Source organism: Mariniflexile sp. TRM1-10, assembly GCF_003425985.1.
Taxonomy (GTDB): Bacteria; Bacteroidota; Bacteroidia; order Flavobacteriales; family Flavobacteriaceae; genus Mariniflexile.
On sequence record NZ_CP022985.1, the window covers coordinates 4,178,156 to 4,191,883 of the forward strand.

At 35.0% G+C, this 13,728-nt stretch carries 11 protein-coding genes; 5 read left to right on the forward strand and 6 right to left on the reverse strand.

Features of this window, described 5'->3' with window-relative positions:
- Positions 1-43 precede the first annotated feature (43 nt).
- Positions 44-1,075, forward strand: coding sequence for a TlpA family protein disulfide reductase (locus tag CJ739_RS17380; protein ID WP_117177614.1), 1,032 nt, complete (start codon positions 44-46; stop codon positions 1,073-1,075).
- A gap of 100 nt (positions 1,076-1,175) precedes the next feature.
- Here the strand turns inward: CJ739_RS17380 and CJ739_RS17385 are convergent, their stop codons facing one another.
- The 6 genes from CJ739_RS17385 to CJ739_RS17410 form a co-directional block, all read right to left on the reverse strand.
- Positions 1,176-2,270 (reverse strand): serine hydrolase domain-containing protein, encoded by a 1,095-nt coding sequence (locus CJ739_RS17385; protein ID WP_236951539.1) that lies wholly within the window; start codon positions 2,268-2,270, stop codon positions 1,176-1,178.
- A 10-nt stretch (positions 2,271-2,280) separates the two neighbouring features.
- Positions 2,281-3,618 (reverse strand): serine hydrolase domain-containing protein, encoded by a 1,338-nt coding sequence (locus tag CJ739_RS17390; RefSeq protein ID WP_236951540.1) that lies wholly within the window; start codon positions 3,616-3,618, stop codon positions 2,281-2,283.
- Between the two features lie 149 nt (positions 3,619-3,767).
- Complete coding sequence (locus CJ739_RS17395; RefSeq protein ID WP_117177619.1) at positions 3,768-4,487, reverse strand: CPBP family intramembrane glutamic endopeptidase; 720 nt, start codon at positions 4,485-4,487, stop codon at positions 3,768-3,770.
- An 8-nt stretch (positions 4,488-4,495) separates the two neighbouring features.
- A complete protein-coding gene (locus tag CJ739_RS17400; protein WP_162880260.1) occupies positions 4,496-4,789 on the reverse strand; it encodes a DUF418 domain-containing protein in 294 nt (97 codons plus the stop codon).
- A 174-nt stretch (positions 4,790-4,963) separates the two neighbouring features.
- On the reverse strand, positions 4,964-6,520 hold the full coding sequence (locus CJ739_RS17405) for an NAD(P)H-hydrate dehydratase (protein WP_117177623.1): 1,557 nt from the start codon (positions 6,518-6,520) through the stop codon (positions 4,964-4,966).
- Between the two features lie 420 nt (positions 6,521-6,940).
- The gene (locus tag CJ739_RS17410; protein ID WP_117177625.1) at positions 6,941-7,600 is read right to left on the reverse strand and encodes a T9SS type A sorting domain-containing protein; all 660 of its coding nucleotides are present in this window, start codon (positions 7,598-7,600) and stop codon (positions 6,941-6,943) included.
- Between the two features lie 664 nt (positions 7,601-8,264).
- On the opposite strand from CJ739_RS17410, the gene thrA reads away from it, so the two are divergent.
- The 4 genes from thrA (at position 8,265) to thrC (ending at position 13,554) form a co-directional block, all read left to right on the forward strand.
- Positions 8,265-10,709: a bifunctional aspartate kinase/homoserine dehydrogenase I gene (thrA, locus tag CJ739_RS17415; RefSeq protein WP_117177627.1), complete on the forward strand. Its 2,445-nt coding sequence runs from the start codon at positions 8,265-8,267 to the stop codon at positions 10,707-10,709.
- Positions 10,710-10,759: 50 nt separating this feature from the next.
- Positions 10,760-11,680 (forward strand): homoserine kinase, encoded by a 921-nt coding sequence (locus tag CJ739_RS17420; protein WP_117179096.1) that lies wholly within the window; start codon positions 10,760-10,762, stop codon positions 11,678-11,680.
- A gap of 50 nt (positions 11,681-11,730) precedes the next feature.
- Complete coding sequence (locus tag CJ739_RS17425) at positions 11,731-12,087, forward strand: four helix bundle protein (protein WP_117177629.1); 357 nt, start codon at positions 11,731-11,733, stop codon at positions 12,085-12,087.
- Between the two features lie 174 nt (positions 12,088-12,261).
- Complete coding sequence (thrC, locus tag CJ739_RS17430) at positions 12,262-13,554, forward strand: threonine synthase (protein ID WP_117177631.1); 1,293 nt, start codon at positions 12,262-12,264, stop codon at positions 13,552-13,554.
- The last annotated feature ends 174 nt before the right edge of the window (positions 13,555-13,728 follow it).

Consider the following 13,728-nt stretch of genomic DNA (forward strand, 5'->3'; position numbering starts at 1 on the left):
GAAAAAAATCAAAATGGGTTCATTAAATACTTAAGACAAACACATGCAAAAACTACTTTTATTAACTGCTGCCATTGCCATAATAGCATGTAAGCAAGAACCTAAAGATTACGTTGCTCTATCGGGTAAAATCATTGATAAAAACAGTGATTCGGTTGTAGTAAGATCGCGTACATTTTCTAAAACCATTAAAGTAAATGACGATGGCACTTTTAGTGATACCTTAAAAGTCGAAACAGGCGTTTATAACTTTTATGATGGCAAAGAATCTACAAACCTATTTCTAAAAAATGGTTTCGACATTACCGTGACTTTAGATACAAAAGAATTTGATGAATCTGTAAAATACTCAGGAACTGGTGCAGAACACAGTAACTTTTTGGCTGAAAACAACTTAATGCAGGAAGAACTTTTAGATTTAGACGCATTAGGTCGTTTGGATATGGCTGAATTAGAATCAAAGTTTGGCAAAATAAAAACCGAATTAACCGAGTTTTACAACGCTAATAAAGATATAGACACCTCTATCATTAATAGTTTATCAAAAAACATAGACCCTATGCTAAATTATTATAAAGGGTATTTAGCAGAGTCTATAGCGCTAAAAACGGAATTACCAAAAGGCGCACCATCGCCTACTTTTGAGGCATACGAAAACTATAATGGTGGCACAACCTCCTTGTCCGATTTAAAAGGAAAATATGTTTATATAGATGTTTGGGCAACTTGGTGTGGTCCTTGTAAGGCTGAGATTCCTTCCTTAAAAGCTTTAGAGAAACAATATCACGATAAAAATATTCAATTTGTTAGCTTATCTATTGATGACGATAGAAGTCACGGCGGTTCGTGGGATAAAGCCCGTGAAGATTGGAAAGCTATGATAGCTGATAAAGAACTAAGCGGCGTACAGTTATTAGCACCAAACGGATGGCAATCGCAATTTGTTTTGGATTATAAAATCAAAGGGATTCCTAGGTTTATTTTAATAGATCCCAATGGTAATATAGTAACCCCCGATGCACCCAGACCTTCTAGTCCTGAATTAACGGAACTGTTTACGTCATTGAATATTTAAGGTGGTTGCGGAGGCAGTATCTTAAAACCGTATAAGTTAAAAAATAGCTTGGGCCACCACCCAAGCTATTTTTGTTATCTTATTTTATTGGCTTACTTATTTACACATAAAACCACACATCTTCCAAATACTCTATAATTCTTTGGGCACATCGCGATGACAAAAAATTGTCGCTATTGCTCAACATTACAATTCCGTATCCTTTTTCTTTATAAAAATGGCAATAGGCTCTAAAATCACCATTGTTACCAGAATGATAATACCTCAATCTTTCTCCAACCTTTTTGATAGGAAAAGCCATACTTCTGTGTAATTCACCTGCTTCGTTAGGCATACCGTTTTGAGACACGAGTGCTTCATCAACAAATTTTCTTTGTTGCAAATGAGGTTCCATCATACCAATCAAAAATTTAGCATAGTCGCTAGAAGTTGTATGTAGGCTATAACCTGCTCCAAAGGTATCATCTCTATCATTCAATAAAACCGGACCATTATCTGTAGGCACGCCGTTTCTATGACCGAAAGCTTTTTTTGAGCTATACGTATCTTCCCAAGTGAATTTCATAAAGTCTATACCAAGCGGGGCGACAACATCGTTTTGAATAAGTTTATCGAGACCCCTATCGTCCACTTTTAAAAGATGACTTAAGACATCTTTTAAATATTGATATCCTTCTCCCGAATAGCCGAACTCAGCTCCAGGTTGAAATAATATTTTTAGTTGGCCATTGGTGTTTTCTCGCCAATTTGGTAAACCTGAAGCATGGCACAACGCCATACGAGCAGTTATTGTTTTATAGCGTCCATCGTCTGCTAAATCGTCATTTGGTAAATATTCATAAAGAGGTTTATCCAAATCTATGATACCTTTTTTTACTTGTAACATTACAAAATATGCAAACACCGGTTTTGAGAGCGAACAGGCCTCAAATAGTGTTTCGGGAGTGCATTTTTCTTTTGTGGCAAGGCTTTTAAAACCAAATGCGTTGTTGTAAACCATTTTGTTATCACGGATAATTGCAACGGACAGGCCTGCAACTTTAAGTGAATCTATTTGATTTTGAATGAAATTATCTAAATCAGTGGGAGATACCTCATGGCCTTTAATCGTCGAAATGCCATTGCTTTGATCTTGACAAGAAACAAGCGATCCCCCCCATAGCAATAGGACAAAAATTAAAAACCTCCTTTTCATCTGTATATTTTTATTGTTTAAGGTAATCGCTATTATACCCATCTGCCTTTGTCATACGGACATACTTCACTACGCCTTCTTTATTCTTTAAGAACTCATAAAGTGTGTTGTCATTTGACTGTATGAATTTATTCCCTGCCACAGGAACAAGTTTTGAGGTAGTATCTGTTGCACTTAAAAAGTGAAGGGTCCCCTCAGCAACCTCAAATTCCAACACTTCGTTTCCTCCTTTAAATTTTCCTGTGAACTTGTTCATTTCTACCCCGTCCATTGCAATGCGATCAAACACTGTTGGTTGTAAAAAGTCCCAATCATATGCTACTGCGACTGCCCTGGCGATATAACTCATCAGGGACATCCCGTTATCGCTGTTGGTCATAATGACCACACCTTGCTTGTTATTAAGTGACGTCACCATATAGCAGGTAAATCCCGAATTACTCCCCCAGTGTTCAAAGAGTATATCTTGGCTTTCATCGTTGTAAATCTTTGCAAACCCTAATCTTGTGGGTGTTTTAGTAAATATACTGTCTGTTATGCTTTTTGACAGGATGGCATTAGTACCTGAATGATGGTCTTCCAATACTGTCAATAAAAATTTTGCTAAATCGGTAGGGGTCGTCCAAATGCCCCCGGCCGCTTTAAACGGAAACAATTTATAAGGGTACGGCTCCAATGCATTGGAATATCCAGTAGCCATTTGCTGTGAAAGGTGGTTCGGGACTGGCTGTTCAAATGAACTATGGGTCATATCACATGGTTCAAATATCAGTTCAGTGATGGCGGCATTAAACTCTTTGTCAGTGACATCTTCTATGAGTTTTTCAATAACGGAATACCCCGGATTTGAATATACTTGTTTTTGTCCGGGAACAGATACTACGGAAACAGCTGGATCAACGGAAGGTTTTTCTCCTGTCAACATCTGGTCTATGGTTGGAAGTTCTTCATTGGGAAAAAAGGATGACTGTACATATCTTTCAAAACCTGCAGTATGACCAATAAGTCGTTTGAGGGTTACTTTTTCATGTACAGTGAATTTATTGTCAGGCACTTTCCAGCCTTCAAGATACTTGTTGATGTCTTCATTCAAGGTTAAAACCCCTTGATCCACTAAATTTAAAGCAGCCATTGCGGTCACAGATTTGCTTAAAGAGGCACCGTTAAAGACTGTGTTGGGGGTAACCTTTGTGGAATCCGCAAGATTGGAATACCCATATGTTTTTTGCCAAGCTATTTTCCCATTATCAAAAAATGCGATACTTACTCCTGCGATTCTATCTTCCTGCATGAGTTGGGGTATTGACTTTTTATGGTCCTTATCCTTTAGGTAATGTACTGGAACCAATTTTTTTTCAATACGTTCTATTTGTACTATAGAATCGTTATTTAAATCTGTTGATGTGTTTTGCGAACGCTTCTTCTGTTTGCAAGCGGAAAAAATAATTAGAGTGATTAGAAGTGCTTTTTCATTTTTGATTATTTGATTGATTAATACTAAATAGCATACATATAATATGTTAGAATAATTGCTGACATATTATAAATACCATGTGCCACTATAGAGGCTGTTACTCTTTTGGTTGAAATAAACAATAACGTATACATAATTGTAGGCACCAAAATATCAAGCCAATCCAATGCACTAACAGGCATATGCCCTAGCGCAAAAAGTAAGATGGATAAAATTGCCGAAAACCACAGTCCGGTTTTTGGATTTTTAAATACATCTTTGAGAACATTTATAAAATAGCCCCTGTTAAAAAGCTCTTCAGTGATACCGCCACCAATAACGCCAAGGGCAATAAAGGAAAGAAGCCCTGTTATACTGCCATCGTACATATCCAACATGCCTTTGATATCCAGACGATCTGCCCCACCAGTATTTGGTATTAATAAGGTAAACTGCAATAGGGTCCATAAGGCGCCAAAACCGATACCTAAAAGCGTGTCCTTTTTGAGGTTTACGAATCGAAGTCCGATATACTTAAAGTCTTTTTTTAAAAGTTTAAGTGAAACATATAGTAGAACTGTAATAGAGAAAAACTGGAACAAAGCCATAAACAATAAATTAATGCCCTTTTTTCCACCGTTGATTTTTGTTATCCCGAAGAATAGGTCAGGAATTATAAAAAGTGCATACCCTAAAATGATGGTTAGAATAAAAACAATTAGAGTCTTTGTTTTACTCACTTTAGCTAAATTGTTTTCTGCCATGGCATGTATTAGTTTTTATTAAAAGAATTATAGGTTAGCTTTCTCCAAAGAAGTTCTAACGGCCCTTGTTTGTGATACTTTAACCAGAGATAGGTACATGTGATTTGAATAGTCCAAATTGCCACAACAATAGCTAACAATTCAAATCTTGAAAAGCCATTAAACATTCCAAAACCATAGCCATAAAATAAAATTCCTAAAATGATGCTTTGGAAAATGTAATTTGATAAGGCTGTTCTCCCTATTTTTGAAAGCACCTTGAAGAATGCAATAAAATTATTTTTTGCTCTTTCTCTAGACAAATTTAAATAACCGATAGTACTATTTAAAACACGGTTTTATTAAAACGCTAACAAACCGTTAGCATGTTGAAAATATTTCCACACCCTATATGTTAATTTAACAAACTATCTAAGAGAAGGCTGCAAATTCAAAAAATGGGTACTCTTTTAATCGGGCTGGCAGATTTAAAGCCTCTACTTCTCACCTTCATCTTCCGCTTCCCTTACTTCTGGTTGTTCTGGCAGTTTAAATAAATCCTTATAAGCTTCACCTAAATAATCAATGACATGACTTGCTATCAAACTTTGATAACCATAATCTTCAACAGCAATGTCTGCCGATTTTCCATGCAAATAAACCCCAAAAATACTTGCGTTTAATGGATGGTACCCTTGTGATATTAAACCCGTAATGATTCCTGTTAGCACATCACCACTTCCTGCGGTTGCAAGACCGGGGTTTCCTGTCGAATTCACATATAACTTTTCTTGAAACACGGTAATGGTATTGGCGCCTTTAATTACAACTATTAGATTGTGTTTTTTCGAAAAGACTTTTACCTTATCTAATTTATCAAAATCGTCTGTCCACTTACCTATTAAACGCTCTAATTCTTTGGGATGTGGTGTTAGAACCGTTTGTTTTGGTACTAATTTTAATAATGCTTTCTTTTGCGCTAATAGGTTAATACCGTCGGCATCGATAACAAGTGGCGCTGTATTCTTTTTTAAAAAATCTTCAAAAGCTTGTATCGTTTTAGCATCGGTTCCCACGCCTACTCCAAATCCAATGACTGTAGGTATGATGTCGAAATCAATCTTGGTTATTTTTTCCTCATCTATATCCGTGATAACCATCGCCTCTGGAAAAGCGGATTGCAAGGGTACACAACCACATTTCGGCACATAAGCAGACACCAAACCTGCTCCAGAAGACAAAGCTGCCCTACTGGCTAAAATAACGGCACCAATTTTACCATAACTCCCCCCAATAATTAAGCTGTGTCCAAATTGGCCCTTATGCGAAAATTTGTCTCTTGGCATATAGAGAGGCAAGACTTCATGCTTTCCTATTAATTCGGCTTCAGCAACAGTTTCATATAAAAAATCGACGTCCAAATCAATATCCAAAACTTCCCACTGCGTAGTATATTTTGCCGTTTCGGGTAAAAAGAACACTAATTTGGGCGTTACAAAACTTAAGGTATAACTTGCCCAAACAACAGCATTTTCATCTTTGGGTACATTATCGGTACTTAATCCTGAAGGAATATCAATAGATAATGTAAATGCCTTGGCTTTCTTAAAATGAACAAATAAATCCTTAATCCAATTATCGACAGGCTTGTTTAGACCTATACCAAAAATAGCGTCAACAATAATATCTTCTGCATTTATTTCGGGAAAATCTTCCTTATTATTTAAAAGAGTTGGCCAATCTGTTGTGATACTTTTAATTCTATCATAATTAATTAAAAAATCTTTCGACCGTTTATCACTATAATTAACAATATATATTTTAACATTATAGCCCTCTAAAATTAGATGTCTTGCCAAAACCAACCCATCACCACCGTTATTACCAATACCACAAAATATGTGAATTGGCACTTGAGCGCCTTGTAAACGCACATGCATACAGTTAAAAACTTTTGAACCAGCGCGTTCCATTAAATATGTAGATGAAATATTTTGACGTTCTATGGTTAATGTATCTCCTTGATAAATTTGTTCTTTAGATAATATCTTCATCTGCTTTTATTTATTGTTTTTATTTGGTCAGAGGAATAACCTGAATAATCATCCCCCTGTGAATGCCATTCCCATGGGCCTCATGTAATAAATGTGTTTCTAATCAACATTAATATTACGCATTTTTATATTTTAAATCAAGCCGTTGCTTTATATAATAGCTTTTATATAATGAACATATCTCTACTTTTTCTATTTCCTAAAACCTGCCTGCCGGCAGGCAGGAATGGCTAAACCTTAACCATATTTCGTTACTTTTTTATGCGTAGCGATGCTATGTCTTGCAAAAAGCGCCTCATCTGTACAAGTTTTATCTCATTTTCGGTTAAAAACCAAAAGTCAAGATGAGTTCAATAAAAAAATCCTCAACTAAAAATTGGTCAAGGATTTATTGGTGATTTTTTTAACTGTAAGTAGTATTTACTCTTTTACAAACCTAATTATTTCAAAGTCATCTAATTTTAAAAGATATAATCCATTATCTAAAAACCTAACATCTATTTTGTTATTGTAAGAGACACTACCTCTTGCTAATTCTTTTCCCGTCATATTATAAATAATATAGTTTTTGGTTTCCATTAAACCCGAAAGACTAATATAATTGGTTGATGGATTGGGATAGGTTTTAAGTCTCACTTTTGAATTAACATCAATATTGGATTGTGTACTGGTATCTATAATACTTAAACTTCCATAATAGGTACCTTTTTCGGTTGTCGCATAAGGTCTAATATAATAAATTGTGTTTGTTGATACCTCTGATAATTTATTACTAAAAGTTCCTTCGCTACTTTTCGCAATGACCTTGGTGTCTGAAACCGTTGGAAGCTTTTCAGAAGTACTGTAAACAAAGCCTCTTTCTATAACAATAGTATCTTTATCATCTATAACTTCCCCCGTCATATCTATCTCTTTGGCAGTGTTATTTAAACCGGCACTACCAATAACATCTGGTATGTCGGTTTTTACAATAGTAGATTTTTCCTGAGCAAGTTTTGAAGTTCCTTGGGCTTGCGTAAATAACGCGAATAATAAACATGGAGCTATTAGAATTCCTTTTGAGAGTGTTTGGAGTTTCATTTTGTAGGTTTTTTATGGATTAACGTTACAAATATACGAAAATTTTTATAAAAACAACATTTTATCGAATATTTTAGTATTTAAACGATATTAATTAAAATATATTGTTAAAAATCATCTATAATTTTAGCATAATGTTGGTTAATTAAATAAGAATAGGTTTTATGACTTTTTAAGGGCAGTTAACAATTATTATAGATTTTTCAATTCTATTTTTAAATAGTTGTTTTTCTTAAATGAAAGCTGTTTGAATATAAGAATACTGCAAAAAAGAATTTTTAATTTTTTTATAAGGTTAAATGTGATATTTTTGGGTTCTATTATTATAGATATAATGAATCATTCAAACCAAAATACGAGCATGATGCTTCCTTTTTCAACAAGAAGGAACGCTTTTACTTTTGGAACAACTACCATTATTACAACCCCTTGGGGTTGCTAATTATATATTCTTCAGGCTATCCTTGTGATTTTTACAATTACAACATCTTTAATATTTTTTTTAAATCATCAATTCATTAAAACATGAAATTTCCAAAACTTGTTCTTGCTAGCATAAAGAATGTATATGTAAAAATTGCATGTGACCATTGAAAAACAACTACGAAGCATATCAGTGAACACAGTTAACAAATATCAACTTAGTGAACTAAATAATATAAACATGAAAGTTTTAAAATTCGGAGGAACTTCTGTAGGTTCGTCAAAAAACATAAATAACGTTATTAACATTTTAGATAATTATACAAAAAAAGATAAAGTAATATGTGTAGTGTCTGCTGTAGGCGGTATTACAGACAAATTACTTTTAGCAGGTAAGCAAGCGCAAAACAAAGACAAAATATATATTGATACATTTAATTTAATACAAGACATTCATTTTAATATTGTTAATGAGCTTAATCTTGAAAAAAGCACTCCTATAATAGCTTTTATTGATGAAAAACTAAATGCCCTTAAAAGTCTGCTGGACGGTATCTTTTTAATAAATGAATTATCTCCAAAAACATCCGATAAGTTGGTGAGTTATGGAGAAATGCTTTCGTCATTCATTATTGCTGAAACCATGAAGAATCGCGGTTTATCAGCCGAAAGTAAAAATTCGCAAGAACTAATCATTACAAATTCCAACTTCACTAAAGCTGAAGTCGATTATACTATAACCAACAAAAATATTCAAGCCTATTTCAATACGGCATCACAACAAATCACGATACTGCCTGGGTTTATATCAAAATCTAAAATAGGCGAACAAACTACTTTGGGGCGTGGTGGCTCTGATTTTACTGCAGCTATTGTTGCCGCAGCGCTAAAGGTAGAACAGTTAGAGATTTGGACAGATGTTAGTGGTATGTTTACTTCCAACCCAAAACTGGTAAAACAAGCCTACCCTATCGAAAAAATATCGTACCAAGAGGCTATGGAATTGTCTCATTTTGGGGCAAAAGTGTTGTTTCCGCCAACAGTACAGCCGGTTTTGGATTTGAATATCCCTATTCACATTAAAAACACTTTAGAGCCAGAAGCTGCCGGTACTGTTATTTCCAACGAAGAAACTATTTCTACATCACCTGTAAAAGGTATTAGCAATATTGGAAATATCGCTTTACTAACACTTCAAGGAAGTGGTATGATTGGCATTCCTGGGTTTTCTAAACGTTTGTTTGAAACACTTTCCCAAGAAAAGATTAATGTCATTTTAATCACACAAGCATCATCTGAGCACTCTATTTGCTTAGGAATTGATGAAAATGATGCGGAATTAGCCAAAACTGCTATTGATGCAACGTTCGAAAACGAAATCGCTTTACATAAAATCGATCCAATTATTGTTGAAAAAGACTTATCAATTATTGCTTTAGTAGGCGATAACATGAAAAACCACCAAGGTATTAGCGGAAAAATGTTTAGTACATTGGGTAAAAACAACATCAATATTAGAGCCATTGCACAAGGTGCTTCAGAGAAAAATATTTCTGCAGTTATTTTGCAAAATGATGTTAAAAAAGCACTTAACACGTTACACGAGCAGTTTTTTGAAAGCAAAACCAAACAGCTCAATGTGTTTATTACGGGTGTTGGAAATGTTGGCGAAAAATTGGTAGAACAAATAAAACAGCAACGAAAATACCTAAAAGAAAACCTGAAAATCAACTTACGTATTGCTGGATTATCCAATTCCAGAAAAATGATTTTTAGTGAAGATGGCATCGATTTAACCCATTGGAAAGAGCAATTAGAAACCGGCGAAACCGCTACTTTAGAGGGCTTTTTTGAAAATACAAAATCATTGAATCTCCGTAACAGTATTTTTGTAGATGTTACTGCAAATAAAGATGTGGCAGGTTTATACGAAAAATATTTACGACAAAGTATTGGTGTTGTAGCGTGTAATAAAATTGCATGTTCTAGCGACTATGAAAACTACAAATTATTAAAGCGTTTATCATTAAAATACAATGCACCCTATTTATTTGAAACCAATGTGGGCGCTGGTTTACCTATTATCGATACGTTAAACAATTTAATAGCTTCAGGAGACAAAATTACTTCCATTCATGCCGTGTTGTCTGGGAGTTTGAATTTTGTATTCAACAATTTTAACGATACCACTAAATTTTATGATGTAGTAAAACAAGCTGCTGCCGAAGGTTACACCGAACCAGACCCAAGAATCGATTTAAGTGGTGTAGACGTTGCTAGAAAAATATTAATCCTTGCAAGAGAAAGCGGTGTTGAAATGAATTTGGAAGACATTGATAATACCTCCTTTTTATCCGATTTGGGTGTAAAAAGCGATTCTGTTGATGATTTTTATCAAACATTAATTACAGACGAAGCACATTATCAAGCCTTATATGCTTCCGCGAAAGCGAAAAACTGTCAGTTAAAATATGTAGCGCAATTTAATAATGGCAAGGCAAGTGTTGGTTTACAGGAAATACCAAGCGATCACCCTTTTTACAACCTACAAGGAAAAGATAATATCGTGATGTTTTACACACAACGCTACCCAGAACAGCCTATGATTATTAAAGGTGCTGGTGCTGGTGCCGAAGTAACCGCTTCTGGCTTATTCGCCGATATTATTAGAATTGGAAATGATTAAAAAATTGACTATTGACTAATGGCTATTGCCTAATGACTATTGACAAAAAAATGAACGAAATAAAAATATTTTCACCTGCAACCGTAGCCAATGTAGCTTGTGGTTTTGATGTATTAGGGTTTTGCTTAGACAGTGTTGGTGACGAAATGGTGATTAGAAAAATCGCTAAAAAAGGAATTTATATTACAAAAATTGAAGGCTTCGATTTACCTTATGAAGCAGAGCTGAATGTAGCTGGAGTTTCGGCATTGGCGATGTATGAAGCTGCTAAACCCGAATGCGGATTTGAAATCGAAATCTATAAAAACATAAAACCCGGTAGTGGTATTGGAAGCAGTGCCGCCAGTGCTGTGGGTAGTGTTTATGGTATGAACGAACTTTTGGGAAGACCCTATAACAAAACCCAATTAACCGAATTTGCTATTAAAGGCGAAGCGTTGGCTAGTAAATGTGAACATGCCGATAACCTTGCCCCTGCCCTATTCGGTGGTTTCACCTTAGTAAAAAGTATCAATCCGTTGGAAATATTAGAAATTCCTTGTCCAGACGATTTATACGCCACCATTATTCATCCACAAATTGAAGTAAAAACATCCGAAGCTAGAGCCATCCTTCCTAAAGAAGTTTCGTTAAGCCATGCCATAGCGCAGTGGGCTAATTTTGGAAGTTTAATTCATGCGTTGCATACGAACGATTATAATCTAATTCAAAGATCACTACACGATGTTATTGTAGAACCATATAGAAGTCAGCTGATTCCACATTACAACGACGTTAAGGCCGAAGCCTTAAAAGCAGGCGCTTTGGGTGCAGGTATTTCAGGTTCCGGACCTTCTATTTTCACTTTAAATAAGGGAAGTGAAACAGCTGAAAAAGTAGCAGATAGCATGAAATATGTTTATTCTAAAACAGGAATAGATTTCGATATTCATGTGTCGAAGATTAATGTGGAAGGGGTTAAGATTCTTTAAGACTGATGACCGAAGACAGAAGACAGGTGTTTAAGGCGTAAAATTATAAAATGAATAAATTCAAATTTGAAAAACTTATTATTTGGCAAAAAGCAATGGACTTTGGTGAAATTATAGATCAAGTTTCCATGAATTTTCCCGATAGAGAAAAATTTAATCTAGCTTCTCAAATTTGTAGAGCAGCAGATTCCATAGCTTTAAATATTACTGAAGGTTCTATCGGTCAATCAAATCCTGAACAAAAAAGATTCATTGGCTATTCCATTCGTTCTTTAGCTGAAGTTGTAACCTGTTTATTTAAAGCAAAAAGAAGGAACTACATTGCCGAAAATGAATTTATTAAATTATATGAAGAAGCATATCATCTTATAAACATGATGAGTGCTTTTCGCAAGAACATTAAATAAATTGCCCACTTTCGGCTTTCAGTCATCTGTCTTCCGTCTTCGGTCAATTTTCAAAAAACATAAACTATTCATCTTATAAACATGATGAGCGCTTTTCGCAAGAACATAAAATAAACTACCCGCTTTCGGCTTTCGGTCATCCGTCTTCCGTCTTCGGTCAATTTTCAAAACAAAATGAACTATTACTCACTAAACCATAAAGCAGCAAATTCAACTTTTAAAAACGCCGTTATTAAAGGTATTGCGCCCGATAAGGGGTTGTATTTTCCAGAAAGCATTACACCGCTTCCTAAAGCGTTTTTTGATACTATTGATGACTTATCGTATTCAGAAATTGCTTTTGAAGCCATTAAACAATTTGTGTCTCCAGAAATTCCTGAAGCCATTTTAAAAACGATTGTTGAAGAAACTTTATCGTTTGATTTTCCTGTAGTGAAACTTAGCGATAGCATATCTACCTTAGAGCTGTTTCATGGACCAACCATGGCTTTTAAAGATGTCGGCGCACGTTTTATGGCGCGTTGTTTAGGGTATTTTAACCAAGATAATGACAGGGAAGTCACTGTTTTGGTGGCAACTTCTGGTGATACCGGTGGCGCCGTAGCCAACGGGTTTTTAGGCGTTAAGGGTGTTAATGTGGTAATCCTATACCCTAGCGGAAAAGTAAGCGATATTCAAGAAATGCAACTCACGACACTTGGGCAAAACATTAAAGCCTTGGAAGTTAATGGTACCTTCGACGATTGTCAGGACATGGTGAAAACCGCTTTTTTAGATGAGTCTATAACCAACAATATGCAGTTAACCTCTGCAAACTCTATAAACGTAGCACGTTGGTTGCCTCAGTTATTTTATTTTATGTTTGCTTACAAACAGTTGCATAAAGAATATAAAGACATCGTTTTCTCGGTACCAAGTGGCAATTTTGGAAATATATGCGCTGGCATGATGGCACAACAATTAGGGCTACCTATTAACCATTTTGTAGCATCAAACAATGCTAATAATGTAGTAACACGTTATTTAATATCCCAATTATACGAGCCTAAACCATCGGTACAAACCATTAGTAATGCTATGGATGTTGGAGCGCCAAGTAACTTTGTCCGTATTCAAGAAATCTACAAAAACAATTTTAGCAGTTTAAAAGAAAATCTATCGTCTTATAGTTTTTCAGATGAAGAAACTAAAGCTGCCATGCTGGAAATATTTGATAATTACAACTACGTAGCCGATCCACATGGTGCCGTTGGCTATTTAGGTTGCAAGGCTTATTTAAAAGAAAATGCTAACGCACACTGTGTGTTTTTAGAAACCGCACATCCTACCAAGTTTTTAGATGTTGTTGAAGCCGTAATTAAAGAAGAGCAACCCTTACCAGAACAAATTCAATCGGTTATGGGGAAAGAAAAAGAATCGGTAGTTATTTCAACTTATGAAGATTTGAAAGCTTTTTTGCTGAAATAATTTTTAACAAAGAAATTATATAAGGTTTAGGTGTGTTGTTACATCTAAACCTTTTTTATTTATCCGCTATCTCTAAGCTCCTGCTTAATGATAGCGAGACCAAAACCATAGCTCAACCATTATAACACATTTAACTCCATAAAAATAGTAGCGTTTACAAAAAAACATGTTTTC